Source organism: Niveispirillum fermenti, assembly GCF_048066175.1.
Classification (GTDB): domain Bacteria; phylum Pseudomonadota; class Alphaproteobacteria; order Azospirillales; family Azospirillaceae; genus Niveispirillum; species Niveispirillum fermenti.
In genome coordinates, this window is sequence record NZ_JBLTXA010000016.1 from 1 (window position 1) to 26,828 (window position 26,828).

At 67.5% G+C, this 26,828-nt stretch carries 19 protein-coding genes; 10 read left to right on the forward strand and 9 right to left on the reverse strand.

Features of this window, described 5'->3' with window-relative positions; genetic code table 11:
• Nucleotides 1-119: 119 nt before the first annotated feature.
• The 3 genes from ACM9LZ_RS15875 to ACM9LZ_RS15885 all read left to right on the forward strand — a co-directional run bounded on the left by ACM9LZ_RS15875 (nucleotide 120) and on the right by ACM9LZ_RS15885 (nucleotide 3,188).
• Complete coding sequence (locus ACM9LZ_RS15875) at nucleotides 120-2,135, forward strand: oxidoreductase (protein ID WP_416620472.1); 2,016 nt, start codon at nucleotides 120-122, stop codon at nucleotides 2,133-2,135.
• A gap of 25 nt (nucleotides 2,136-2,160) precedes the next feature.
• On the forward strand, nucleotides 2,161-2,598 hold the full coding sequence (locus ACM9LZ_RS15880; protein ID WP_416620473.1) for a nuclear transport factor 2 family protein: 438 nt from the start codon (nucleotides 2,161-2,163) through the stop codon (nucleotides 2,596-2,598).
• A gap of 65 nt (nucleotides 2,599-2,663) precedes the next feature.
• Nucleotides 2,664-3,188 (forward strand): PadR family transcriptional regulator, encoded by a 525-nt coding sequence (locus tag ACM9LZ_RS15885; RefSeq protein WP_416620474.1) that lies wholly within the window; start codon nucleotides 2,664-2,666, stop codon nucleotides 3,186-3,188.
• Nucleotides 3,189-3,322: 134 nt separating this feature from the next.
• Here ACM9LZ_RS15885 and ACM9LZ_RS15890 read toward each other — a convergent pair whose 3' ends face one another.
• The 8 genes from ACM9LZ_RS15890 to purT form a co-directional block, all read right to left on the reverse strand.
• Nucleotides 3,323-3,790: a hypothetical protein gene (locus ACM9LZ_RS15890; protein ID WP_416620475.1), complete on the reverse strand. Its 468-nt coding sequence runs from the start codon at nucleotides 3,788-3,790 to the stop codon at nucleotides 3,323-3,325.
• A 109-nt stretch (nucleotides 3,791-3,899) separates the two neighbouring features.
• Nucleotides 3,900-5,522, reverse strand: a complete 1,623-nt coding sequence (locus ACM9LZ_RS15895) for a fumarate hydratase (protein ID WP_416620476.1) — start codon at nucleotides 5,520-5,522, stop codon at nucleotides 3,900-3,902.
• Between the two features lie 111 nt (nucleotides 5,523-5,633).
• Nucleotides 5,634-5,981: a RidA family protein gene (locus ACM9LZ_RS15900; RefSeq protein WP_416620477.1), complete on the reverse strand. Its 348-nt coding sequence runs from the start codon at nucleotides 5,979-5,981 to the stop codon at nucleotides 5,634-5,636.
• Nucleotides 5,982-6,210: 229 nt separating this feature from the next.
• Nucleotides 6,211-9,297, reverse strand: a complete 3,087-nt coding sequence (locus ACM9LZ_RS15905) for an efflux RND transporter permease subunit (RefSeq protein WP_416620478.1) — start codon at nucleotides 9,295-9,297, stop codon at nucleotides 6,211-6,213.
• 29 nt (nucleotides 9,298-9,326) lie between these two features.
• On the reverse strand, nucleotides 9,327-10,646 hold the full coding sequence (locus ACM9LZ_RS15910; protein WP_416620479.1) for an efflux RND transporter periplasmic adaptor subunit: 1,320 nt from the start codon (nucleotides 10,644-10,646) through the stop codon (nucleotides 9,327-9,329).
• A 131-nt stretch (nucleotides 10,647-10,777) separates the two neighbouring features.
• Nucleotides 10,778-11,746, reverse strand: coding sequence for an AEC family transporter (locus ACM9LZ_RS15915; protein WP_416620480.1), 969 nt, complete (start codon nucleotides 11,744-11,746; stop codon nucleotides 10,778-10,780).
• 8 nt (nucleotides 11,747-11,754) lie between these two features.
• On the reverse strand, nucleotides 11,755-12,957 hold the full coding sequence (locus ACM9LZ_RS15920) for an MFS transporter (RefSeq protein ID WP_416620481.1): 1,203 nt from the start codon (nucleotides 12,955-12,957) through the stop codon (nucleotides 11,755-11,757).
• A gap of 5 nt (nucleotides 12,958-12,962) precedes the next feature.
• Nucleotides 12,963-14,138 carry a formate-dependent phosphoribosylglycinamide formyltransferase gene (gene purT / locus ACM9LZ_RS15925; protein ID WP_416620482.1) on the reverse strand — a complete coding sequence of 392 codons (1,176 nt, stop codon included), beginning with the start codon at nucleotides 14,136-14,138 and terminating at the stop codon, nucleotides 12,963-12,965.
• 193 nt (nucleotides 14,139-14,331) lie between these two features.
• Between purT and ACM9LZ_RS15930 the strand changes: the two genes are divergently transcribed.
• A complete protein-coding gene (locus tag ACM9LZ_RS15930; RefSeq protein ID WP_416620483.1) occupies nucleotides 14,332-14,961 on the forward strand; it encodes a TIGR02466 family protein in 630 nt (209 codons plus the stop codon).
• Here ACM9LZ_RS15930 and ACM9LZ_RS15935 read toward each other — a convergent pair.
• Nucleotides 14,942-21,685, reverse strand: a complete 6,744-nt coding sequence (locus ACM9LZ_RS15935; protein ID WP_416620484.1) for a tetratricopeptide repeat protein — start codon at nucleotides 21,683-21,685, stop codon at nucleotides 14,942-14,944. The two genes, ACM9LZ_RS15930 and ACM9LZ_RS15935, sit on opposite strands and share 20 nt — an antisense overlap.
• Nucleotides 21,686-21,851: 166 nt before the next feature.
• On the opposite strand from ACM9LZ_RS15935, the gene pseB reads away from it, so the two are divergent.
• From pseB to ACM9LZ_RS15965, 6 genes are read left to right on the forward strand one after another with little or no spacing between them, the layout of a single operon-like run.
• A complete protein-coding gene (gene pseB / locus ACM9LZ_RS15940) occupies nucleotides 21,852-22,877 on the forward strand; it encodes a UDP-N-acetylglucosamine 4,6-dehydratase (inverting) (RefSeq protein WP_416620485.1) in 1,026 nt (341 codons plus the stop codon).
• Nucleotides 22,878-22,879: 2 nt separating this feature from the next.
• Nucleotides 22,880-24,097 (forward strand): UDP-4-amino-4,6-dideoxy-N-acetyl-beta-L-altrosamine transaminase, encoded by a 1,218-nt coding sequence (gene pseC / locus ACM9LZ_RS15945; protein ID WP_416620555.1) that lies wholly within the window; start codon nucleotides 22,880-22,882, stop codon nucleotides 24,095-24,097.
• A gap of 4 nt (nucleotides 24,098-24,101) precedes the next feature.
• Nucleotides 24,102-24,866: an SDR family NAD(P)-dependent oxidoreductase gene (locus ACM9LZ_RS15950; RefSeq protein ID WP_416620486.1), complete on the forward strand. Its 765-nt coding sequence runs from the start codon at nucleotides 24,102-24,104 to the stop codon at nucleotides 24,864-24,866.
• Nucleotides 24,863-25,342: a Rieske 2Fe-2S domain-containing protein gene (locus ACM9LZ_RS15955; protein WP_416620487.1), complete on the forward strand. Its 480-nt coding sequence runs from the start codon at nucleotides 24,863-24,865 to the stop codon at nucleotides 25,340-25,342. The genes ACM9LZ_RS15950 and ACM9LZ_RS15955 overlap by 4 nt, the downstream gene beginning before the upstream one ends.
• Complete coding sequence (locus tag ACM9LZ_RS15960; protein WP_416620488.1) at nucleotides 25,336-26,232, forward strand: RHO alpha subunit C-terminal catalytic domain-containing protein; 897 nt, start codon at nucleotides 25,336-25,338, stop codon at nucleotides 26,230-26,232. Before ACM9LZ_RS15955 ends, ACM9LZ_RS15960 begins: the two co-directional genes overlap by 7 nt.
• Entirely contained in the window at nucleotides 26,229-26,789 is a 561-nt protein-coding gene (locus tag ACM9LZ_RS15965) for a GNAT family N-acetyltransferase (RefSeq protein ID WP_416620489.1), read from the forward strand. Before ACM9LZ_RS15960 ends, ACM9LZ_RS15965 begins: the two co-directional genes overlap by 4 nt.
• Nucleotides 26,790-26,828 lie beyond the last annotated feature (39 nt).

Sequence of the window (26,828 nt, forward strand, 5' to 3'; positions counted from 1 at the left end):
GGAACGCCGGCCATGAGAGGCACGCAGGCGGTATCCGTCCGGCCATGTTCTGAAACAGGTTGCGGATGATCCAATAGGCAATCATGGTTTACTCAACCAGTTGCATAAAGGATAACGACATGACGGCCTACCCCCACCTGCTTCAGCCGCTTGACCTTGGCTTCACCAGCCTGCGCAACCGCGTGCTGATGGGATCGATGCATGTGGGGTTGGAAGAGGCGCCAAACGGCTTTGAGCGGATGGCCGCCTTTTATGCCGAGCGGGCACGCGGCGAGGTCGGGTTGATTGTCACCGGCGGCATCGCCCCCAGTGAACGCGGGCGCCCTGCCCCCTTTGGCGCGGTACTGGCGACGGAGGAGGAAGCCGAGCATCACCGGATCGTCACCGATGCCGTCCATAGGGAGGGCGGTAAGATCGCCCTGCAGATCCTGCATTTCGGCCGCTATTCCTATCAGCAGGACCTCGTCGCCCCGTCAGCAATCAAGGCGCCCATCAACCCTTTCGTCCCCCATGCCCTGACGGGGGAGGAGGTGGAGGAGACCATCGCCGATTTCGTGCGCTGCGCCGCCCTGGCCCAGATGGCCGGTTATGACGGGGTGGAGGTCATGGGCTCCGAGGGCTATCTGATCAACGAGTTCATCGCAGCCCGTACCAATCATCGCGACGATGAATGGGGCGGGCCTTATGAGAACCGCATCCGCCTGCCTGTCGAGATCGTTCGCCGCATCAGGGAAAAAGTCGGCCCTGACTTCATCATCATCTATCGCCTGTCCATGCTGGATCTGGTGGAGGGCGGATCGACGCTGGGAGAGGTGGTGCGGCTGGGACAGGCCATTGAGGCAGCCGGCGCCACCATTCTGAATACCGGCATCGGCTGGCATGAAGCGCGCATCCCAACGATTGCCACCTCTGTGCCCCGCGCGGCCTTTGCCTGGGTGACGAAGCAGCTGAAGGGCAAGGTGTCGATTCCGCTGATCGCCACCAACCGGATCAACACGCCCGAGGTGGCCGAGAGCCTGCTGGCGGAGGGTTATTGCGACATGGTCTCGATGGCCCGGCCCTTCCTGGCCGATGCGCATTTCGTGATCAAGGCGCGCGAGAACCGGGCCGATGAGATCAATACCTGCATCGCCTGCAACCAGGCCTGCCTGGACCACACGTTCAGTGGCAAGATCACCTCCTGCCTGGTCAATCCGCGGGCCTGCCACGAAACCAAGCTGGTCATCGCCCCCACGCCCACGCCCAAGAAGATCGCCGTTGTCGGGGCCGGTCCGGCCGGTCTGGCCTTTGCCGTGACCGCAGCGGAGCGCGGGCACAAGGTCACCCTGTTTGAAGCATCAGCGCAGATCGGCGGCCAGTTCAACATCGCCAAGAAAATTCCCGGCAAGGAGGAGTTCAACGAAACCCTGCGCTATTTCCGCCGGCAACTGGACCTGAAGGGCGTCACCGTCCGCCTGAACACGCGGGCCGATGCCGACCTGCTGGCCGCAGGCGGGTTCGATGAGGTGGTGCTGGCCACCGGCGTCGTGCCGCGCAAGCCGGCCATCGACGGCATCGACCACCCCAAGGTGCTGGGCTATCTGGACGTTCTGCGCGACGAGGTGCCCGTGGGCCGGAAGGTGGCTGTCATCGGTGCCGGCGGCATCGGATTCGATGTCAGCACCTATCTGGTGGAACGGCACGAGGCGCCGTCGACCGACCGTTTCTTCAAGCAATGGGGCGTCGATCCCGATTATCGCCGGGCCGGCGGCTGCGCCAAGCCGGAAGTGGTGCATAATGGAAGACAGGTCTTCCTGCTGCAGCGCACGGAAGGCAAGCTGGGTGAGAATCTGGGTAAGACGACCGGCTGGATCCATCGCACCGTGTTGAAGATGCATGGTGTCGCCACCATCGGCGGCGTCACCTATCGCCGCATCGACGATGAGGGCCTGCATGTCACCATCGGCGGCCAGGACAAGGTCCTGGAGGTGGACAATGTCGTCATCTGCGCCGGCCAGGAGCCGCTGCGCGCCCTGCAGGCCGATCTGGAGGCGCGCGGCGTCCGTGTCCACCTGATCGGCGGGGCCGATGTCGCAGCTGAACTGGACGCCAAGCGCGCCATCAACCAGGGCACGCGCCTGGCGGCCACCCTCTGAATTCTGTATGAGAAGGATCAAGACCATGACCACCCATACCGGCCTGCATCCGGCCGCCGCCGCCTCCCTGGCCATCTGGCACGACATCGTCGCCAAACAGTCCATCGACGCCCTGCGTAGCATCACCCATGAACAGGCCGTGTTCCGGTCGCCCGTGGCCCATACGCCCTATCAGGGGGCGGATGCCCTGCTGATGGCGATCGGCAACGTCATGCAGGTATTCGGTGACTTCACCTATCACCGCACGGCCGTGACGGCGGATGGGCTGAATGTCGTGCTGGAATTCAGCGCGACGGTGGAGGGCCGCCAAGTGAAGGGAATCGACTTCATCCGCTTCGACGAGCAGGGACTGATCCGGGAGTTCGAGGTGATGATCCGGCCCTTGAGCGGATTGCAGGCCCTGGCGGCGGAGATGGGCCGGCGCGTCGGCCAGGACATCGCGGCCTTCAAGGCCAAGACCTGATTGGACATTGCCGGGAGGGGGCTCCTATGAAGGCCCCTCCCGCCCCCAAGCACCGGAATTTCCGCATGTCCCTGCCCCATGCCCTGCTGACTGCCCTGATTGAACGTCCCGGCGCCGGATCGGAACTGGCCGGGCGCTTCGACCGGTCCATCGGTTATTTCTGGCAGGCCACGCATCAGCAGATTTACCGCGAACTGGCCCGGCTGGAGGCAGCGGGCTGGATTGAGGGCCGGGCCGTGGACGGCGCACGGGGACGCAAGCGCACCTATCGGGTCTTGCCGGCGGGCCGCGCGGAACTGGCCCGCTGGACGGCTGAAAGCCAGGAACCCCTGCCCATCCGGGACGAGATGATGGTCCGGTTGCGGGCGGAAGCCGTGGTCGGCCCGACGGCCCTGCCGGACAATCTGGCCGCCTTGACGCGGCATCACCGCGAGCGGCTGAAAACCTATGAGGACATCGAGAAGCGGGACTTCACCCCGCCCCCGACCGACCGCGCTCAGCAACTGCGCCATCTGGTCCTGAAAGCCGGCATCGAATATGAGCGGCAACGGGCCGCATTCTGCGAACAGGCGATGGCGCTGCTGTCATGAAGGCTGCCTTATCGTCCGCCCATCGCCGGCAGCGGACAGTGCGCGGCCGACAGGGCGGCGACTAGGTCGGGGACGGCCAGGCCAGGCTCTTCCATCACCCGATCTATGTGCAATTGCCGATTGGTGGCCAGCCATCATGCCTCCCCGGCGCGATAGCGGATCAGGCGGGTGGCCAACGCCGCCGATCCCTGGCCCTGCAGGGTGTCCGCCGTCAGCCGGGAAAGCGGAATGACGAACTGGCCATCGCGGTCACGGACAACGCTGGCCACCAGTCCGGACAAGCCATAGTCCGTCCCCGGCCCCCGGCGCGCCAGAATCAGAAAATGGCGAATGGCCGGACTGAAGCCGACATGCTGCACGGCGTGCACCTGCAGCCACCGCTCCGTAGCGTCCGGTGTGAAATGCTGCTCCACCTGGAAGCGCATCCGAAACACAGCATCCGGCAAGATCTCTTCCGCGTCCGGTGTCTGCGGAAGGGCCACCTGTTCGGTCAACCGGCCCACGGCCGCCACATCGAAACAGTCCGCCTGAAAGCGCCCGGCAGCCTGGACATCGAAAGACAGGGACAGGAGTGCCAGCAGGCAGAGAAACAGGCGTGTCATGCCCGCCATAGTAGCGCAAATCGGCCAAAGAAAGGGCGCCCGGTGGATGCCGAGCGCCCTTTTCATCGCCATCATCCCCCCGCCGGGAATGGCCCGGCGGCGGATATCGTCACTTCGTCGCCTCGAAGAAATCGTTGCCCTTGTCATCGGTGATGATGAAGGCGGGGAAATCCTCCACCTCGATGCGCCAGATGGCTTCCATGCCCAATTCGGGATAGGCGATGCATTCCACCTTTTTGATGCAGTCCTGGGCCAGACGGGCGGCGGCACCGCCGATGGAGCCCAGATAGAAGCCGCCATGCTTCTGGCAGGCATTCTTGACCGCCGGCGAGCGGTTGCCCTTGGCCAGCATGACGAAGGAGCCGCCCGCCGCCTGGAACTGATCCACAAAGCTGTCCATGCGGCCCGCCGTTGTCGGGCCGAAGGAGCCCGAAGCGTATCCTTCCGGCGTCTTGGCGGGGCCGGCATAATAGATCGGATGGTTCTTGAAATAATCCGGCAGCGGCTGCCCGTCATCCAGCAGGGCCCGCAGCTTGGCATGCGCGCTATCGCGCGCCACGATCAGCGGACCGGTCAGGGACACGCGGGTTCGGATCGGATACTGGCTCAGCACCTTGCGGATCTGGTCCATGGGCTGGGTCAGGTCGATCTTGACCACCTCACCCGACAGCGCCGCGTCGTCCACTTCCGGCAGGAAGCGGGCGGGATCGGTCTCCAACTGTTCCAGATAGATGCCGTCTTTCGTGATCTTGGCCAGCGCCTGGCGGTCGGCCGAGCAGGAAACGCCGATGCCAATGGGCAAGGAGGCGCCATGGCGCGGCAGGCGGATGACGCGGACATCATGGCAGAAATACTTCCCACCAAACTGCGCCCCGATGCCCAATCCCTGCGCGGCCTTGAACAGCGCCTTTTCCATATCCAGGTCACGGTAGGCATGACCGCTTTCCGACCCTTCCGTCGGCAGGCTGTCATAATAGCGCGCCGAGGCGAGCTTCACCGTCTTCAGGTTCTGTTCGGCCGACAGGCCGCCGATCACCACGGCCAGATGATAGGGCGGGCAGGCGGACGTCCCCAGCGAGGCCATCTTCTCCTCAATGAAGGGGATCAGACGGTCAGGCGCCAGCACGGACGGCGTGGCCTGGAACAGGAAGGTCTTGTTGGCCGACCCGCCGCCCTTGGCCATGAACAGGAACTTGTATGCATCCTCGCCCTCCGCAAAGATCTCGACCTGGCCCGGCAGGTTGGTACGGGTGTTCTTCTCTTCATACATCGACAGGGGTGCGACCTGGCTGTAGCGCAGGTTGCGCCTGGCGTAGGCATCGGCCACCCCTTCGGACAGGGCCGCCTCGTCGGCGCCCTTGGTCCAGACCCGGCGGCCCTTCTTGCCCATAATGATGGCCGTGCCCGTATCCTGGCACATGGGCAGCACGCCACCGGACGCGATGGAGGCATTCTTCAGCAGGTCCAGCGCCACGAACCGGTCGTTGGGCGATGCCTCCGGGTCCTCCAGGATGGCGCGGAGCTGACCCAGATGGCCGGGGCGCAGGAAATGGTTGATGTCGGAGAAGGCCGTTTCGGCCAGGAGGCGCAGGCCCTCGGGCTCCACCTTCAGCATCGTCTCGCCATCGAAGTCGACGGTGGAGACATGGTCGCTGGTCAGCTTGCGATAAGGGGTCGTGTCAGGACCCAGCGGGAACAGGCTGAAGGATTGGCGCGCGTTATCGTCGGGCATTGGTCTGGCTCCGGGTCTTTCGGGGGCGGCGGGCCGGGGGCCGCCGTTCAAGCGGTTCAGATAGCGCGACGAACGGCCCACCGCCAGAGCGCCGTTCGTCGCGTCTCGAAATCAGACCGCCGCGATGCAGACGATTTCCACCAGATAGCCGGGGGCGGCCAGACGGGCTTCCACCGTAGCGCGGGCCGGCGGGTTTGCTTGGTCCACCCAGGCGTCCCAGACCTCGTTCATGGCGGCGAAATTGCCAATGGCAGAGAGATAGATGGTCGTGGACAGAATCTTGGACTTGGCCGAGCCGGCTTCGGCCAGCAGGGCGTCGATCTGCGCCAGGACCTGGGCCGTCTGGCCCTTGATGTCGGCCGTCACATCGGTGGCCACCTGGCCAGCCAGATAGACAGTGCCGGCATGGATGGCAGCTTCGCTCATACGGCGGCCGGGCTGCAGGCGGGTGATGCTCACCGGATGGTCCTTTCACAGGCTGGGGCCGCACCGGATGGCGGCCTGTCGGCTGCCGGAATAGGATGCCATCCCCCCGCCCGCAAGCCCCGGCAGAAGCCGAATGGCAAATGCCAGACATGCATTGCCGGCCGGTTATTACAAGAATACGGCGAATCCACGTAACAAGATTACGCCCGGATGGCGGGGCCATCCGGGCGTCGTCGATCATGGGTACACAGGAATGACCCGGTTATTCGCCGTCCACCGGGTGGGGGCGCAGGGGCACCTCCTCCTTCGGTGTCAGGAACCGGCCCAGCTTGGGGCTCAGCCAGTGCTGGAAATCATCCATCAGGGTGAACATGATCGGCACAAAGACCAGCGACAGCAGCGTGGAGGTCAAGAGACCGCCGATCACCGCCACCGCCATCGGCTGGCGGAATTCCGTATCCGCGCCCCAGCCCAGGGCGATGGGCACCATGCCGGCCGCCATCGCGATGGTGGTCATGATGATGGGGCGGGCGCGCTTGGCACCGGCATCCATCAGCGCGTCGTGCCGGTTCATCCCGTGGTCCTGCATCGCGGCCATGGCATAATCCACCAGCAGGATGGAGTTCTTGGTCACGATACCCATCAGCATCAGGATGCCGATCAGCGCCGGCAGGGACAGCGCCATGTCGCACATCAGCAACCCGGCCACTGCCCCGCCCAGCGACAGGGGCAACGCCGTCATGATGGTGATCGGCTGGAAGAAATTGTGGAACAGCAGCACCAGCACCGCGATGATCAGCAGGAAGGCGGTGCCCAGCGCCACGGCGAAACCCATGAACAGGATGGCCATCTGTTCCGAACCGCCATAGGCCGGCTTGGTGACACCGGACGGCAGGTGGCTCATGGATGGGAGGGCGTTGATGGCCTTCATGGCATCGCCCAGTTCCACCCCGTTCAGGTCGGCCTGCACCGAGATGCGGCGGGCGCGGTCGAAACGGTCGATCTGGACGGCACCGGCGCCCATCTCAAGCTGGGCCACGGCCGACAGGGGGACGGTTTCACCCGTGTTCGTCCGCACCCGCAGGTTGGCAATGGTATCCAGGTCACCGCGGGCCGCCTGGTCGAGCTGGACGCGGATCGGCACCAGCCGGTCGCCCAGATTGAACTTGGCGGAGTTGGTGTCGATTTCACCCAGCGTGGCCACCTTGGCCACCTGACCGATGGAGAAGACCGACACGCCCTGCTCGGCCGCCCGGTCGAACATCGGCTTGATCTGGATTTCCGGACGCTGCATCGGCGCCGTGGACGTGACGTTCTTCAGGATGGGGAGCGAGCGCATCTCCGCCAGAACCTGATTGGCGTGGGCATCCAGCAGCGGACCATTCTCACTGGTCAGCATGATGGAAACATCGCGGTTGGAGAAGCCGCCCGTGGAGTTGAAGCTGAAACGCGCGCCCGGCAGCTTCTGCAACTCGGCCAGGACCCTGTTCTCGAACTCCTTCTGGTGGACACGGTCCGACCGCGGCTTCAGCAGGACGATGATGGAGGCCTTGCGCACCTGGCCGCCACGTCCGTTGCGGGCCCAGGTCGTCTCCACCTCGGGCTGGGCGGCCAGGATGGCGGCGGCCCGCTGTGATGTGGCGTCCATCTGTTCCAGGTTGACGCCCGGCGCCATCTCGATCTGAAGGTTGGAAAACCCGATATCCTGGGCCGGGATGAAGCCGGACGGCAGCATGGCCGTCAGACCCAGCGACATCAGGAAGAAGGCGATGCCGGCGAACAGCGTCGTCTTGCGATGGCCCAGGCACCAATGCAGGACACCCAGGTACCGCTGCACCCAGCGCCCGCCCTCATGTTCCTCCTTCTGCGACGGGGTCAGCAGATAGGCAGCCATCAGCGGGGTTAGCAGGCGGGCCACCAGCAGGGAGAACAGCACGGCGACGGCCACGGTGATGCCGAAGGACTTGAAGAACTGCCCCGCAATGCCCGGCATGAACGACACGGGCAGGAACACGACGACGATGGTCATGGTGGTGGCCACCACGGCCAGGCCGATCTCGTCCGCCGCCTCCAGCGCGGCCGCATAGGGCCGCTTACCCTGCCGGATATGGCGGACGATATTCTCGATTTCCACGATCGCGTCATCGACCAGGATGCCGACGACCAGGGCCAGGCCCAGCATGGTGATGCCGTTCAGCGTGAAGCCCAGGAAATCCATGACCAGAAAGGTCGGGATCGTGGACAGCGGCATGGCCAGCGCAGAGATCAGCGTGGCACGCATGTCGCGCAGGAACCACCAGACGACACCCACCGCCAGCATGGCGCCGATGACCAGCGCCTCGATGGAGGCCAGATAACTGTCGATCGTGAATTTGACGTTGGAGATGATCAGCTTGACGGTAAGGTCGGGATAGTCCTTCTCAAGCTGGGCAATCGCCTCCTTCACGCCGTTATAGACGGTGACCTCGCTGGAATTGGGGGCGCGGCTGATAGCGAAGCCGACCGCCGGCACACCGTCCAGGCGCGAGACATTGCGCAGCTCCGACGTGCCATCCACGACATCGGCGATATCGGACAGGCGTACCTTGCGGCCGCCCGGAATGGCGATTTCGATATTGCGCAGTTCCTCCACGCTCTGGGCCCGGCCCAGGGTGCGGATGGATTGTTCGGCAGCACCCAGTTCGCCCCGGCCGCCCGGCATGTCGACATTCAGCGCCTGGAGCTGCTGGTTCACCTCGCCGGCCGTGACACCCAGCGCCATCATGCGCACGGGGTCCAGGTTGACGCGGATCTCACGGCTGAGACCGCCCATCCGCTCCACCTCGCCCACGCCGCTGACGCGCTTCAGGCTGCGGGCGATGTCACTGTCGATCAGCCAGGAAAGCTGTTCGACCGTGCGGTGCTTGGACGTGACCATATAATAAAGGATGGCGTCGCCCGTGGCTTCCAGGCGCTGCACCTGCGGTTCGTAGATATCCTGCGGCAAGTCCGACCGGATGCGGCTGATCGCGTCGCGCACATCGGACACGGCGCGGTCGGTGTTGTAGCCGATCTTGAATTCGATGGTCGTATTGGAATAGCCGTCGGTGACGGTGGAGGTCACATGGTCGATGCCGGTGATGTTCGATACCGCATCCTCGACCTTCTTCGTCACCTCCTGTTCCAGTTCCGACGGGGCGGCGCCCGGCCGGCTGACCCCGACATTGACGATGGGGAAGTCGATGTCGGGATTGTTGGTGATGTCCAGCGTCATGAACGACACCAGACCGGCCAGCGTCAGGATGATGAACAGGACGATCGGTGGAACGGGATGGCGGATGGCGACCGCCGATATATTGCCACGGCGCATGGGTCCGGTGCCTTTCTCTGGAGCGGCGGTTACTTCGTCTGCGGCAGCGGGTTGACGGCGTCGGCCGGCTTGTCGGTGACGATGACCTTGTCACCCGTCTTCAGATAGCCGGCACCCGTCAGCACGACCTGTTCCCCGCCCTGTACGCCGGACAGGATGGACACCCGGCCATCGGCACGCGGGCCGGTCTGCACTTCCCGCGCGGTCACCAGATGGTGGCCCTTGTCATCGACGGCCGGGTCCATGACGATCGCCCAGCTTTTGGCGTCGCGATAGACGATGGCTTCCTCCGGCACCAAGGGCGCGTTCTGCGTGCCGGTACGCACGCGCGCCGTCAGGAACATGCCGGGGCGCAGACCCGGATCGTGCGGCACCTCGATCTTGACCGTGCCGATCCGGGTCTTGGTCTCCACAATGGGGGAGATGATGCGCACCGCACCCGTGAAGGGCTTGCCGTTGCCATCCACGGCCGACAGTTCGGCCGTCTGCCCCACGGCCAACTGGCGCAGGTCGATCTCCGGCACCTCGGCCAGCAGTTCGACCCGGTCATCGCGGATGATGCGGAAAAGCTCGGTCCCGCCGGCCGACATGACGGCACCAAGGCGGGCATTGCGGCGGGACACGGTACCGTCGGCGGGGCTGCGCACTTCCGTCTGGGCCAGCCGGGCTGCGGCCTGGGCGCGGGCGGCCTCTGCCACGCCAACGCGGGCCTTGGTCGTCAGCGCCGTGGAGCGCCGGGCATCCAGGTCGCGGGTGGAAATGGCGCCCGTGCGCGCCAGTTCCTCCGCCCGGCGGATATTGGCATCGGCCTCGGTCGCCAGGGCCTGCGCCTCGCGCAGCGATGCCTCGCGCGACATCAGGTCGGCGCGCAGCACGGCGTCATCGAAACGGGCCAGCAACTGACCGGCCTTGACCTGGTCCCCTTCCTCCACCAGCACCTGGGTGATGGCCAGACCCGAGGTCTGGGTCCCGATAGGCAGTTCGTCCCACGCCGCCAGCGATCCCGTGACCAGCAATTGCCGGGGGATGTCGCCGGGCTGGGCCGTCACCGTCGTCACGGTGAGGATGCTGGAGGTATCGACGGGGCTGTCCCCGGCCACGGGCTTGCCATCCGGCTTCAGCATCAGGTAGGTGCCGATGCCGGCCGCCACCAGGACGATGGTGCCCAGGATGATCCATTTCAGGCGCGACGGCGGACGTCCAGCCGTCCGCGACATATGCCGGGGTCCCGGCATCGGGGGGGCGCTGTCATTGCCAATCGGGGTGTGCAGGCGCTGAACCGTCATCTTGATCACCATCATCGGGGCCACGGCGTCGGGCGTGGCTTCCGGGCGAGGGCAACCGCTCATGGCCGCCCGCCCGCAAGCGGCATGGCCATGTTTCCCCCGTCCTCCTGAGCCGGACATTACATGCGTCGGCTTATGGCGGGAAGTCACACATGGTTTCTCAGATGTAACGAAATATTACGGGAAAGGGCCGGTTACCCGTGTAACAACGGAACCACTGTGGCTGCGCGGAAATATTCGATGATCAGACCCGTCACCAGCGCCGATAGCAAGGTGGTCAGCAGCGTGGCGCTGGCCACAGGTGACACAAGGGTTTGATAGCGCTGGGCGAACAGGAACACGTTCATGCCGCTGGGCAGGGACGCGGTGGTGACGGCCACAGCCAGGGTCAGCGGCGGCAGATCGAAAATGTAACGGCCCGAAACAAAGACCAGGGCCGGCAGCACCAGAAGCTTGGCCACCACCATCATGCTCGTCCGGCCCAGCAGGCCCCGGGCTTCCAGCCCCACCAGGCTGGCGCCCAGCGCGAAGAGGGAACAGGGCACCGCCGCGTCCCCCAGCATGCGGATGATATTGTCCAACGGAACCGGAATAGTGCCCCCGACCGACCCGAAGGCCAGCCCGGCCAGGATGGAGACGATGACCGGGTTCCTCGCCAGCGCACCCGCCGTCTGCATCGTGATGCGCAGGAAGCCGGCCCCGCCCTGGGCCGCGCGCGACGCCTCGGCCAGCACGGTGGCGCCCCCCAGCAGATAGGCCGAGTGACAGGTCACCAGCAGCAGCATCTGCTGCAGGCCGGCCTGGCCATAGGCGGCCAGGATTAGCGGCACCCCGACCAGCACCGTGTTGGAGAAGCTGGCCCCCAGCATCAGTGTGGCAGCCCCGGCCAGGCTTTCGCGATGGACCTGCCGGGCATAAAGGAAACTGCCCAGCATCAGGACCGTCAGCGCCAGATAATAGGCCGCCATCAGGTTCAACTCATCCCCGTGCGGCAACCCGCGGGCGGCCATCGACCGGAACAGCAGGCAGGGCAGCGCCAGATAGAAGATGAAATTCGACAGCGACCGCGCAAAATCGGCCTGAAACAGCGGGGGGCGCCCCGTGATGAAACCGATCGCCACCAGGCCGAAGACGGGCAGGATGACGTTGACGATGGTTTCCATGCCGTCTCCTATCCGGCCCGTGAGAGGATACGGATCAGCAGCAGCGACAGGCACAGCAGGCCGCCCACCACCAGCGCCAGACCCGTCCAGCCCATGGCCGCCCAGATGACACCCCCGCCCGCCCCCACCAGGCTGGACCCCATATAATAGGAGAAGAGATAGAGCGAGGATGCCTGCGCCTTGCCCGTGACCGGCGCCAGCGCCCCGACCCAGCCGCTGGCGATGGAATGGGCACCGAAGAAACCGAAGGTCAACAGCCCGATGCCGGCCACCACCAGCGGCAGCAGACTGGTCGCCGTCAGCGCCACGCCGGCCGCCATGATCAGCACGCCGGCCGCCATGACAGGACCACGCCCATGGCGGGCAACCAGCCGGCCGACCCAGGCCGATGACCCCATGCCCAGCAGATAGGCCGCGAAGATCAGCCCGATCAGCGATTGCGGCAGGTCGAAGGGCGGCGCCAGCAGGCGGAATCCGATATAATTGTAGATGGTGACGAAGGCGCCCATCAGCAGGAAACCCTGCAGGAACAGCAGCCGCAACCGCCCCTGCCCCAGCGGCACCAGCAGGGCGGACAACATGGCGCGGGGCCGCGCCGGGCGCCGCGTGAAACCGGCGGATGGCGGCAGATAGCGCCAGACGGCCAGGGCCGCCAGCAACCCCGCGGCACCGATGCCGGCCGTCGCCACCTGCCAGGGCAGGAAATCGACAACGACACCCATCACCAGCCGCCCGGCCATGCCCCCCAGCGCCGACCCCGCGATATAGAGCCCCATGGCGGGGTCCAGGGCGCCGGGGTCCATCTCCTCCCCCAGATAGGCCATGGCCACGGCCGGCAGCCCGGCCAGGGTGATGCCCAGCAGAGCCCGCGCCGCCAGCAATCCATGCCAGGATGGCACGATGGCCGTGGCCAGCGTCAACAGGGCCGACAGGGTCAGCGACGCCACCATGACGGGACGCCGCCCATACACATCGGCCAGCGCACCGGCCAGCAGCATGGCCACGGAAAGGAAGCCCGTGGCCAGCGACAGCGCCAGCGCCGCCTCCGCCGGGGCGACGCGAAACGTATCGGCCAGCAGCGGCAACAGCGGCTGAACATGGTAGAGCAGGGAGAAGGTGGCAAAGCCCGCCGCGAACAGCGCCAGACTGACCCGACGAAAGGCCGGGCTGCCGGCCCGGATGCCGGTGATGGCGCCATCCAGCGGGGGCATGCGGGTCATCCGCGATAGTCGATGCGGATGCGCGACGCGGCCTCGAAAGCCGTGGCACGGGCCTCATCGGTATCCGCGCCGCGGGCCAGTGCCACACCCATGCGGCGATAGGGCCGCGTCGTCGGCTTGCAGAACAGGCGCACATCCACCGCCTGGTCCGGCCGCCCCGTGAACAGGGCATTGGCCAGACCCGTGAAGGAAAATTCCTGCGACAGGCGATCGGCCAGGATCACAGCGCTGGCCGAGGGGCCGTAAAGTTCCACCGCCGGGATGGGCAGACCCAGAATCGCGCGGGCATGCAGGTCGAATTCCGACAGGTTCTGGGAGACCAGCGTCACCATCCCCGTATCGTGCGGGCGCGGCGACAGTTCGGAGAAGATCACCTCCGTCGCCGTGACGAAAAACTCCACGCCGAAAATGCCATAGCCGCCCAGGTCGTCCACGACCTTGCGCGCCATCTGCTGCGCCTCGGCCAGCAGTTCCGGGCGCATGGCCATGGGCTGCCAGCTTTCCTGGTAATCACCCCGTTCCTGACGGTGACCGATGGGCGGGCAATAGATCACCCCATCGCGCGTGCGCACGGTCAGCAACGTGATCTCATACTCGAAGGGGATGAACTCCTCCACGATCACCTTGGCCCGGTCGCCGCGCATGTTGGCCACGGCATAGTTCCAGGCCTCTTCCAGCCCCGCTTCCTCCCGGACCGTGCTCTGTCCCTTGCCCGATGACGACATGACGGGCTTGATCACGCAGGGCAGGCCCGTGTGGGCGATGGCGGCCGTCACCTCCTCCAGGCTTTCGGCATAGCGGTACTTGCTGGTGCGCAGGCCCAGATCCACGGCCGCCAGTTCGCGGATACGATCGCGGTTCATGGTCATCTGCGTGGCACGGGCGGAGGGCACAACGGTAAAGCCGTCGGCCTCCAGCTCGGCCAGCATCTCCGTGCGGATGGCCTCCACCTCCGGCACGATGAAGTCGGGCCGGTGCTTCTCCACCGTGGCGCGCAGCCTGTCCCCGTCCAGCATGGGGAACACCTCGCGCCCGTCTGCCACCTGCATGGCCGGGGCATTGTCATAGGCGTCGCAGGCAATGACCTGCGCGCCCAGGCGCTTGGCGGAAATGACGAATTCGCGACCCAGCTCGCCGGAGCCGAGAAGCAGGATTTTCGCGGTGAATGGCATGGGCCCACCTTCTGGTCTTGCCGGGCGGCCTCCGTCCCCGAGGCCCCCTCTTTGGACCAGACCCTAGGGGCAGATGCCGGCCAGCACAACGGCGCCCCGCGCGCGGGTGTCATGCCCGGCGGCGGGTTCGCCATGCCACCCGGCCAGGCGGGCATTGACGACCCCGCCGCCGCACCGTAAGCCTTGTGCCATCATGACAGAGCCCGGCGCCCCCCAGATCGAAACCCTGTTCGCGACCCGCCTTTACCGTGCCGACCTGGACGGGATGGAGGGGCTGAACGATGAGTTGGCCGCCTGCTGCCGGTCCGCGGCGGAAGATGACGCGGCGGGCCGCAAATGGTCGGCCAAGAACGGTTATACGGGCTACACATCCTATTCCTCGCTGGACGATCTGCCCTGGCGGTTCCCGGCCTTCAAGCAATTGAAGGCGCACCTGGACCGCCATGCCAAGGCGTTCGCGAAGCTTCAGGAATGGAACCTGGGATCGAAGAAGCTGGAACTGGACAATCTTTGGATCAACGTGCTGGACCCCGGCGGTTTCCACGGGTCCCACATCCATCCCAACAGCGTGATCAGCGGCACCTATTACGTGGACATCCCGGATGGCGCCTCCGCGATCCGGTTCGAGGATCCGCGCCTGGCGCTGATGATGGCCGCCCCGCCGCGCAAGCCCAAGGCAGCGCGGGAAATGCAGCCATCCGTTCCCGTCGCCCCCCGCACCGGCACGCTGCTGATGTGGGAAAGCTGGCTGCGGCACGAGGTGACGCTTAACCAGGCCGATGCGGAGCGAATCTCCGTCAGTTTCAACTACGCCTGGCGCTAAGCAGCAGGCGCACGGCGTCAGCCACGGCGCCCCCCATCCCGCACCCCCGGCCCAGCAGGCGCATGCCGGGAAACCAGGGCCGCACGCCCGTGCCCAGACTGGTCCAGTCGGGCGGGGACAGGCGCCAGACGGGCACACCCAGCGCGCCCGCCAGTTCGCCGACCGCCGTCGGGGCCGTGATGACCAGGTCCAGGGCCGTGATCAGCGCCGCCTGTCCTTCCAGATCATCATCCATATCCAGGTCGGGCAGGCGCAACAATGGCACGTCACCGTCATCCCAGCCGGCAACCCCTTCCCCCCGCTGCAGGCTGACCAGCGTCACACCCGGCACAGCGGCCAGGGGCGCCAGATCGGACAGGCGGGCATAATCACCCTTCCGTTCCGCCGTCAGCAGGGCTGAGCGCCAGCAGACGCCGATCTTCAGCCCGGGCCCCGTGGCCGCCAGCCGGTCCCGCCAGATGGCCACCCGGTCCGTCCGGGCCTGAAGATAGGGGGTGGGGGACTGGGCGGACAGGTGCGGCCAGAGATGCCGGGCCACGTCCCCCGCCGCCACGGCCAGGTCGGCATCGGCCGGGCACGGCGTCGGCGCACGCACCGTGGCCGTGGGAAAGGCGCGGGTGAAAAGAGAGACCAGCCGGGCATCGGCTTCGATCACCAGATGGGCACAACGCGCCAGCAGGGCGGGGTAAAGGGACGCGAACATCAACTGGTCCCCCAGCCCCTGCTCCCCCCAGACCAGCAGGCGCCGGCCGGCAAGGTCGCCCCCATCCCAGACGGGCAGCGGCAGCGACCGGCCGCGGATCGTCTCCGTCCCCCGGAACCGGGCAGCATAGCCTGCCCAACCGGCGGCCAGGCGCCCCGCTGCCAGATCCATCAAGCCGCGATTATAGAGGGCCGAGGGCAGGTCCGGGGCCAGGACCAGTGCCTGATCATAGGCGCCACGCGCCGCCGCCTTGTCCGCTGCCGCCTCATGCACCCGCCCCAGATTGTTCCAGGCCTCCGCATTGCCGGGATCACGGTCCAGCACCCGCGCCAACTGCCGCCGCGCCGCCGGCAGATCGCCCAGCAGGCGCAGGGCATCCCCCAGGCCCGCGCGCAGCATCCCCTCGTCGCCCCCCAGGTCGAGTGCCTGATGATAGGCCGCGACGGCCTTGCCGGCGGCATCCATCTCCTTCCAGACCACGGCCAGATTGCCATGGGCGGCGGGGCCGGCGGGATCGAACGCGATGGCGCGCTGGTGGGCCTTCACCGCATCGGCATAGCGTCGCTGGGCGCGCAGGGCATTGCCCAGGTTGGTCCAGGTACCGGCATCGCGGGGCTGCAGGGCCAGTGCCTGACGATAGGCGGCCTCCGCCTCCCGCGGCTGGTCCAGTTCCTGCCACAGGTTACCCAGATTGACCCAGGCCGCCACATAATCCGGGGCCGCGGCCAGGGCACGGCGCATCGGGTCCAGCCCCTCCGCCCCGCGACCGATCTGCTGAAGGGCCAGCCCCAGAAGGTGCAGCGCGACAGGCTGCTCCCCCTCCCGTCCGATCACGGCCTGGTAGAAGGGCATGGCACCGGCGGGATCACCCGATTTTTGCAACGCGATGCCCCGTTCCAGCCACCCGGCCGGGTCACCATCGGGAAGGGCCGGGTGGCTGGGTTTCAGGTCCTGCAACCGCCGCATGACAGCCTGCACCTGCGAGGCGGCGGGCAGATGCACGGGCACGTTCAGGACGATCATGGACCCGAAGCCCGGCCGGACATCCGTGCCCAGCCGCGTCCAGTCCACAGGACCCGAAAGGCGCCAGACAGGCACGCCCAGCGCGCCCGCCATCTCTCCCACCGCGGTGGCCACCGTCACCACCAGATCAAGCCCGGCCGTCAGGGCCAGCGCCGTTTCCAGGTCGTCGCGCAGGTCCACCCCTTCCCAACGATGCAGGCGGACACCGTGGTCCGCCTCCACCGCAGCGATTTCCGCCAGCGCACCATCATATTGCAGGGAAACAACCTGGATGTCCGGGGCCGACAGCAGGGGCAGCCAGTCCGCCAGGGCGGTGTAACCGGCCACCCGGTCGGCCGTCTGCAACTGGCTGCGCCAGCACAGGCCGACGCGCAGGCCCGGCGGCAGTTCCGCCAGCCGTTGCCGCCACAATTCGGCAAGGTCCTCACGCGGCACCAGATAGGGCGCGGGGTCCCATTGGGCGGGCTCCTGCTCCAGCAGCAGCGGCAGGCTGCCGGCCGGCGTATGGCATTCGATCTCAACCGGCGTGCCGTCGGGCAGCACGGTCAGGAACGGAAAACTGCGGGCCAGGATGCCGACCAGGCGCGGATCGGCCCAGACCTTGACCTTTCCCCCCAAACCCTCCAGGCCGCGATAATGCCGGGCGAACATGATCTCGTCCCCCAGCCCCTGCTCGCGCCAGACCAGCAGGCGACGACCGGCCAGGGCAAGTCCTTCCCAGCGGGCCTTGTCCAGCGGGCCGCTCCACGCCACCTCCCCGCTGTCGAACCGGGCCTCCATCTCCTGCCAGCCGGTGTCGATGTCCCCCTGCCCCAGGGCCAAAAGCCCGTCATTGTAGAGCGCGCGCGGGAAATCGGGTCGGATGGCCAACGCATCGGACAGCGCGGCCCGCGCCGCTTCCACCAGGCCCTGCCCGGCCAGCAGCATGGACCGGTTGACCTCCGCCTCCGCATAATCGGGGGCGGCGGCCAGGGCGCGATCCTGGCAACGCAGCCCCTCATCCACATCGCCCAGCGCCGCCCGGCACAGGCCCAGATCGCTCCAGGCATCGGCCAGATCGGGCGCCGTGGCCAGCGCCTTCTCATGCCATTCCACCGCTTCGCCGTAGCGGCCCATGTGACGCAGGGCGATGCCCAGATTGGCCTGGGCGCGGGGATAGACGGGACGTTGGGTCAGGGCGCGGCGATGGGCCTTTTCCGCATCCTGCGGGCGGCGCAGTTCCAGCAGCGTGGCGCCCAGGTTGGTCCAGGCCTCCGCGAAGTCGACGCGATGCGCCAGCGCCTGGCGGAAGGCTTTCTCCGCCTCCGCATAGCGGCCCATCGCCTTCAGCAGGCTGCCGCGCGTATTGTGAGCGGCAGCGAAATCCGGGTCGAGTGCCAGCGCACGATCGACCAGCGGCAGCGCATCAACCGCCCGTCGCGTCTGGAACAGCACCTGCGACAGAAGGTGCAGGGCATCGGGATCATCCGGCTGCGCGGCCAGGATAGCACGATACCCATCCTCCGCCGCCGGAAGATCGCCGGCCCGGTGGAAATCCATCACCGTTTCAAGCGGCAGTGGCGGAGCGGTCGTGGTCGCGGCGGGGGCCGGGACCTGCTCCGGTGCGCCCGGTGACGGCACCCGCAGCAGGTGCAGCAGTTCCCGCCGCATCAGCGGCACCGTGTCGGTGACGCGGGCCGCCGTGAACAGCCGCATGCAGGAAAACCAGGGCCGCACGGCCGTACCCAGGCCGCTCCAGTCCGGCGTGGCCTGGAAACGCCAGACGGGCACACCCACTGCGCCGGCCATTTCCCCCACGGCTGTGCCTGCCGTGATCACCAGGTCCAGCCCCGCGATCAGCGCCGCCGCCGCCTCCAGATCATCTCTCAGATCGATGTCGGGGAACCGGTGCAGCGTAACACCCGTCTGATCGGCCAGTTCCGCGATCTCCGCCGCGCCACCGTCATATTGCAGGCTGACGGGAACAAGGCCCGGCAGGGTCAGGACCGGCAGCAGGTCGCGCGGCCGCAGATAGGACAGCGCCCGGTCCCCCGCCTGCAACTGTGACCGCCAGCAGAAGCCGACCCGCAGTCCGGGCGGCAGGCCGCCCAGCCGCGTCGCCATTGCGGCCGCCAGTGCCGGGTCTGGCCGCATCCAGGCGGGGGCGCCACCCGGGAAATCCGCCAGCGCCGGCCGCAGCAGGGCCGGCAGGCCACCCACTGGGCATTGGAAATCGGCATCACGCGGATCGGCGGTCTCCGCCCGCACCTGTGCCGCGGGGAAGGACCGGGCCAGCAGCCCGGTCAGCCGGCGATCGCATTCGACAACCACCTCCGCTCCACGGCCAAGCAGGTCGGCGACCTGCCCCATGAACAGGATCTCATCCCCCAGACCCTGCTCACGCCAGACCAGGAGGCGCCGGCCGGCCAACGGCTGGCCATGCCAGGCCGGGATGGCGAAATGGCGGTCGGGCACCACCTCACCGGCCGCGAACCGGATGGCATAATCGGACCAGCCCGTTGCAAGGTCGCCCTGTGCCAGCGCCAGCAGCGCCCGGTTCCAGCGGGCCAGCCTGTCGCCAGGCTCCCGCGACAGGGCACGGTCCAGCAGGGCCCGCGCCTCCGCCGGCCGCTGCTGCGCCTCCCGGATGCGGGACAGGTCGATCAGGGCGGGGACATGGTCGGGCACCAGCGACAGCGCCCTGTCCAGGGCCGCCTCCGCCGCCGCGGCGCGCCCCGTGCGGAACAGGGCATAACCCAGGCTGGTCCAGACCTCCACCCGGTCCGGGTCCAGGTGCCGCGCCTGTTCCAGCGCGTCCACGGCCTCGGCGTACCGCTGCGCCTCCTTGGCGGCGGCGGCCAGATTGACCCACCCGGCCAGCAGACGGGGATCGATGGCCAGGGCGGCCCGGTGGGCGGCCGCGGCGCCCGCCGCGTCCCCCAGCGCCAGCAGCGCCAGCCCCAGTGCGTCATGGGCGGTAGCCGTCTGCGGTGCGGCGGCGATGGCGGCGCGCAAGGTGGCGGCTGCGGCTTCCGGTTCGCCGCCTTCCAACTGGCAAAGGCCGATATTCACGGCGATCAGCGCATTGTCGGGCCACAGGCGGGCAGCCTGCCGATAGGTTTGAAGGGCCGCTTCCGTGCGTCCCAGCCCTCGCAGCGCCGCCCCCAGCCGGGTCAGCGCCAGCGCATCGCCGGGCCGCAGCGCCACGGCCCGTTCCAGCGGAGCCAGCGCATCGGCCGGCCGTCCATCCCGCATCAGGGCATGACCCAGCAGGTGCAAGGCCGCCGCATCATCGGGGCGGCGGGCCAGGATGTCGCGGCAAAGGGCCACCGCCGCGGCCGGCTGCCCGTCCTTGACCAGGACCGTGGCCCGTTCAAGGGCATCGGGCGGCAGTGGCGGCAAGGTGGCGGGGTCAGGCCCCGGCACGGCATCCGGCAACAAGGCGCGCAGTTCCCGTGCCATGCCCGCCAGCAACGCACCATGGGTGCCGCCTTGCCTCAGGGTGAAACAGCGCGTGCTGCCATACCAGGGCCGCACGGCGGCCCCCAGCCGCGTCCAGTCGTCGTCTGCACCGATGCGCCAGACCGGCACACCCAAGGCACCCGCCAGTTCCGCCACCGCCGTGGCGGCGCTGACCACCAGATCGAGCCCCGCCATCAGCGCCGCGACCCCGTCCAGATCGTCACGCAGGTCAAGGGGCGGGCGATACAGGTCGATGCCGTCGGGCAGTCCCGCAGACAGCTCCGCCGCCGTGCCCGGCTCGTCCAGATCATATTGCAGCGGCACCCAGCGGATGCCGGGCAGGGCGAACAACGGCGCGAAATCGGCCAGCGACGGATATAGTCCCTGCCGTTCGGCACTTTTCAGACCGCTTCGCCAGCAGAACCCCACCGTCAGGGCCGCCGGTCCCGCCCCGGCCAGCGTCTGACGCCATGATGCGGCCCTGGCCGGGTCGGCCGTCAGCCAGGGACGGCCCGTGAAGCGGGACAGCACCGGCCGGGCCAGCCCCGGCAGGCTGCCCACGGCAATCTGCAGGTCGGCCGACGCCACGCCGCCCGCCGCCGCGACGCGTAGATGCGGGAACGAGCGGGCGAACAAGGGCACCAACCGCGCATCGCATTCCACGCTGACCGGCCCGTCGATGCCATCCAGGTCGGGTAGGACGCTGGCGAACAGGATCTCGTCCCCCAGCCCCTGCTCGGGCCAGACCAGCAGGTGACGGCCCGCCAGCATCTCGCCCTGCCAGAACGGAATGTCCAGGTTGCGCTTTGCCTGCCGCTGGCGCGCCCGGAAACGCAGCTCGTAATCGGCCCAGCCTTCCGCCAGCCGGCCGACGGCCAGATGATCCAGCGACAGGTTGAACCGGGCCACGGGCTGGTCACCATCCAGCGCGACGGCCCGGCGGAAACTGTCGACGGCCTGCCCGTCCTTGCCGGCCCGGCGCAGCAGCGTGCCCAGGTTGGCATGCGCCACGGCAAGCTTCGGGTCCAGCGACAGCGCCTTGCGCTGGCATTTCTCCGCCTCCGCAAACCGGCCCAGTTCCAGCAGCGCAACGCCGCGGTTGGACCAGGCATCGGCACGACCGGGGGCGGCGGCCAGCGCCTTTCGCGCCGCCTCCTCCGCCTCAGCCGGGCGGTTCAGTTCCAGCAGCACGGCCGCCAGGTTGGATTGCGCATCCACCAGTTCCGGCCGGGCGGCCAGGGCGGCGCGAAAGGCGCGCTCGGCCGGCCGGAACTCCCGCAGGGCCATCAGCATGCCCCCCAGATTGTTCTGGATCGCAGCAGCGCCGGGTGCTGCTGCTGCTGCCGCCATGACACGGCGCAGTCCCTCCTCCTGCTGGCCGGACTGCCACAGGGCCAGACCCAGAAGGTGACCGGCATCGACATTGCCGGGAACCTGCGCCAGCACCGCGCGATAGCCGGCCACGGCACCGGTCAGGTCGCCCCGCTGATGGCAGGCAACCGCCCCGTCCAGCAACCGGGCGGGCGAGTCGGCATTCTTGTTCTTCTTGCGGTCCATCGGCGGTCCGTCGGAGGCGGGCGGGCCGCAGCTTAACTCATCGGCGCCAGCCGCTCCAACCCGGATGCGCAGCCCGAAACGTCCTTTCGACGGAATTGCTTAACCCGGTGGGCCAAACTGGCTAGCATGGCCCCATCAATTGGCCGCCAGCGGACCCGCCACGACGATGACCACGCCTTCCCCCCGCGCCCCCGTCCTGTTCAAGGGGGCGTCCATCCTGATCACTGGCGGCACCGGCTCGTTCGGCCGGCAATTCACCCGTTTTCTGTTGAAACATGCCAAGCCGCGCCGGCTTGTCATCTTTTCCCGCGACGAGTTCAAGCAGTACGAGATGCAGCAGCAGTTCGCCGACATGGACAACCGCGACGTGCTGCGTTTCTTCATCGGCGACGTGCGCGACCAGCAGCGGCTTTCCATGGCGATGCGGGAGGTGGATTACTGTATCCATGCCGCGGCGCTCAAGCATGTGCCCACGGCGGAATATAACCCGATCGAATGCATCCGCACCAATGTGAACGGCGCGGAGAACGTGGTGCAGGCCGCCCTTGCCAACAAGGTGAAGAAGGTCGTCGCCCTGTCGACCGACAAGGCCGCCAGCCCCGTGAACCTCTATGGCGCCTCCAAGCTGGCGTCGGACAAGATCTTCGTGGCGGCCAACAATCTGTCGGGGTCCGTGGGCACGCGGTTCGCGGCGGTGCGCTATGGCAATGTCGTCGGCTCGCGCGGGTCGGTGGTGCCGTTCTTCCGCGGGCTGATTGCACAAGGGGCGAAGGAACTGCCCATCACCGACACCCGCATGACCCGCTTCTGGATCACACTGGACAAAGGGGTGGATTTCGTTGCCTCGTGTTTCGCGATGATGCAGGGCGGGGAAATCTTCGTGCCCAAGATCCCGTCCATGCGCATCGTGGATCTGGCCCGCACCATGGCGCCGGATCTGCCGCATCGCATCGTCGGCATCCGTCCCGGCGAGAAGCTGCACGAGATCATGATCACCGAGGATGATGCCCGCCAGACGGTCGAGCTGCCCGACCGTTTCATCATCGAGCCGGCCTTCAAATGGTGGGACCGCGGCCCCTATGCCAAGCAGGGGGCGGGGGCGGTGCCCGACGGGTTCAATTACCGCAGCGACACGAACCCCGAATGGCTGACCGCCGCCGCCATGCGCGTCCTGCTGGAACGCAACCCGTGACCATGAGCAGGGGGCCCTTCCTGCCCTATGGGCGGCAATGGATCGACGAGGCCGACATCGCCGCCGTGAAGCAGGTGCTGCGGGGGGACTGGCTGACACAGGGCCCCAATGTGGGCTGGTTCGAGCGCGCGTTCGCGGAAAAGGTCGGTGCGCGCCATGCCGTGGCCTGCACCAGCGCCACGGCCGCCCTGCATGTGTCGATGCTGGCGCTGGACCTGGGTCCGGGGGATGCCGTGGTCGTGCCCAGCATCACCTTCCTGGCCACGGCCAACGCCGTGCGCCTTGCCGGGGCGCAGGTGGCCTTCGCCGATGTCGATCCCGACACGGGCCTGATGCGCCCGCAGGACGCGGCAGGCGCCCTGGACCGGGCCAGGGCGCGCGGCTGGCGGGTCCGGGCCCTGGCCCCGGTGCATCTTGCCGGCCAGACGGCGGACATGGCCGGGCTCTCCGCCCTGGCCACCGGGGAGGGGCTGGCCATCGTGGAGGATGCGGCCCATGCCGTCGGTACCCGCCTGACGGGACATGACGGGCGACCGGTGGCCGTGGGTGCCTGCGACCGGTCCGATCTGGCCTGCTTCTCCTTTCACCCGGTCAAGACCATGGCCACGGGGGAAGGCGGCATGGTCACCACCGCCGACGACACGCTGGCCCGGCGGGTACGCGCCGCGATCTGCCACGGCATGGTGCGCGAACCCTCGGCCTTCGCCAATCCGGCCGCCGCCCTGGCTGCCGACGGCACGCCCAATCCCTGGTATTACGAAATGCCTGACCTGGGCCTCAATTACCGGATGACCGACATCCAGGCGGCCCTGGGCCTGTCGCAGCTCGGCAAGCTGGATGCCTTCATGCGGGCGCGACAGACGCTGGTCGATGCCTACGACGCGGCCCTGACGCCGCTGGCCCCGGTGCTGCGTCCGGCCGGTCGCGTGGCGGGGGTGCAGGCCGCCTGGCATCTTTATGCGGTGCTGGTTGATTTCGCGGCCCTGGGCCTGGACCGGGCCGGCTTCATGGGGGCCCTGCGCCGGGATGGCATCGGCAGCCAGGTCCATTACATCCCCGTGCATACGCAGCCCTATTACCGCAAGCTCTATGGCGACCTGGACCTGCCCGGCGCCGCGGCGTGGTATGCGCGCTGCCTGTCTCTGCCGCTTTATCCCGCCATGTCCATGGCGGACCATGAAAGGGTCGTCACGGCCCTGTTCCGCATCGTCAGGGGATAGTCCCATGCCTGCCATCACCAACCCCATGGATCTGTCGGGCCGCCACATCCTGGTCACGGGCGCGTCGGCCGGCATCGGCCGGGCCACGGCCGTGCTGGCATCCCGCCTGGGCGCGCGTGTGACCGTGACGGGTCGCGACGCCGGACGCCTGGCCGCGACGCTGGACGCACTGGCCGGCCATGATCATCACGCTTCGGCCTTCGACCTGTCAGCCGTCGATGCCATTCCGGGCTGGATGAAGACGTTGGCCGCCGCCAGCGGCCCCATCGACGGGCTGGCCCATTGCGCAGGCATCCAGACCCTGCGCCCCATCCGTATCTTCCAGGCCGATTTCTTCGACGAGGTGATGCGGACCAACCTCGGCGCCTCCCTGGCCCTGGCGAAGGGATTGCGGCAGAAGGGCGTGAAGGCGGAGAAGGCCAGCCTGGTCTATATCTCCTCCACGGCGGCCACGGCAGCCTCGCCGGCCAATGTCGTCTATGCCGCGGCCAAGGGCGGCATCATCGCCGCCACCAAGGGCCTGTCGGCAGAGATGCTGCCCGATGCCGTCCGCGTCAATTGCGTCGTGCCGTCCATCGTCATGACCGAACTGATCGAACGCGGTTTCGAGAAGCTCAATACTGATCAGATTGCGAATCTGGAAAAGCTGCAGCCCCTGGGCTTCGGCCATCCAGACGATGTGGCCAACGCCATCTGCTTCCTGTTGTCCGACGCTGCGCGCTGGATCACGGGCACGGCCATGGTGGTGGACGGGGGCCGCACGGCATGACCGGCTGGGTACTGCTGGGCAGGATGGCGGATGTAGACGGCAACGGCCGGTGGATCGCGGGCTGGGCCGGCGCGATCCCTGTGCTGGTCCGGAATTTCCAGGGCGACCTGCGCGGGTTCCGCAATGTCTGTTCGCACCGCTTCGCCCGGATGCTGACGGAACCGGCCGGCAAGGGTCCCCTGCGCTGCCCCTACCACGCCTGGGTCTATGATGCCGACGGTGTGCCGCGTGCCATTCCCTTCAACGATACCGACTTCCATCTGGACGAGGCCGGACGCCGTGCCCTTGCCCTTCCCCCCATCGCCGTGACCGCAACCCATGGCCTGGTCTTCGTCCATGCCGATCCGTCGGCCGATGCGGGCATTCCGCTTGGCTGGATGGCAGCCGGGCGCACGCATCTGCCCGACGGCGCCGTGATCGGGACCAACGGGGTGATCCTGCACCGTCCCTCCGCCGGGCGGGAGGGCGCATGCTGAGCTATGATCTGGCCCCGCCCCGGCGCACCCTGCTGCCCCCCGGCTGGTTCCATGATCCGGCGGCCCATCGGGCCGAGGATGCGGCGTTGTCCACATGCCTGCCCTGGCGCTTCGCCGGGCTGGCAGGTGATCCCGACATTGCCGGGGACGCCGCCGTCACGGCCTGCGGTCGTTTTGTTTTCTGCCGGCAGACGCCCGACGCGCCGCCCCTGTCCGACTGGCTGCTGCCCTTCGCCGCGCAACTGGAACGGCTGTCCCTGGTGATGGACGACAGCCCGGTTGCCTCGGACAGCCTGGAATTCGCCGCGAACTGGAAGATTCTGGCCGAAAACACGCTGGATGACTTCCACGGATCGACGGTGCATCCGCAGACCATCCACCCGGCCGTCGATGCCGACTGGCGCCGGCACCTGGAAACGTGGCGCGCCGGCCCGCACAGCCGGTCAAGCTGGAAACTGTCGGACAGCACAGCCGGATGGTGGGACAAGCTGGTCGCACGGGGAAGGCTGCGCCGGTTCAGCGACCAGAACCGGTACGACCATACCTTCATCTTCCCCGATCTTTATGTTTCCAGCTTTCACGGAGCCATGGTCATCGTCCATCGCATCGTGCCCCTGTCCGTGGGGTGCAGCCGGCTGGAATGGCGGATATATCTGGCTACCGACCAGCCGGATGACCGGCGGGCCGGCAGTTTCCGCCGGGGGCTGGCCAGCATGCTGTCCAGCTCTGCCCGCCAGGTGATCGAAGAGGACAGGCCGCTGTGCGAGCAGGTGCAGCAGGCAAGGGGCGCTGCCACCGGTCCCGGCATGCTGGGCTGGCGCGAACAGCGCATCGGCGATTTTCATGCCGCCCTGGCCGCCATCCTGGACCCGGAGTGCGTCCCCGCATGAGCCCGTCGCTGACATTCAGGCCCCCGACGACCGATGACGCCGCCCTGCTGCTGGCCTGGCGCCGGCTGCCCGAAATCGCCGCGCAATCCTTCAGCGATGTGCCGGATGACATCGACCGGCAGCGCGCCTGGATCGAACGATCCAACGCGCGCGCGGATTATGTCCACCGCATCATCCAGGTGGATGGTGTGGATGTCGGGTATGGCAGCATCACGGTCACCCATGCCGAATGGCGGATCGGCACCATCGGCGTCTATATGGGCGACAGGCGGGGGCGGACGGGCATCGGCGCCCTGAACTTCGCCCCGATGCTCAATCACTGCTTCCACACGCTGGGCCTGCGCAAGCTGGTCAACCAGATTTTCGACAGCAACCCGCGGGTGCTGAAGGGACAGGCACTGCTGGGCTATCGCCATGTCGGCGTGCTGAAGGACCATGCCCTGAAGGACGGCACCCCGCGCGACGTGCATCTGTTTGAAATGCGGGCAGCCGATTGGGCCGCCGTGCGTCACCGTTTCGGATTGTTCCGCGACATGGACGCAAACGTGACCGGTTGATGATGTTGGCCGCATCCCAGACAGGGTAAAGTTGTAGAA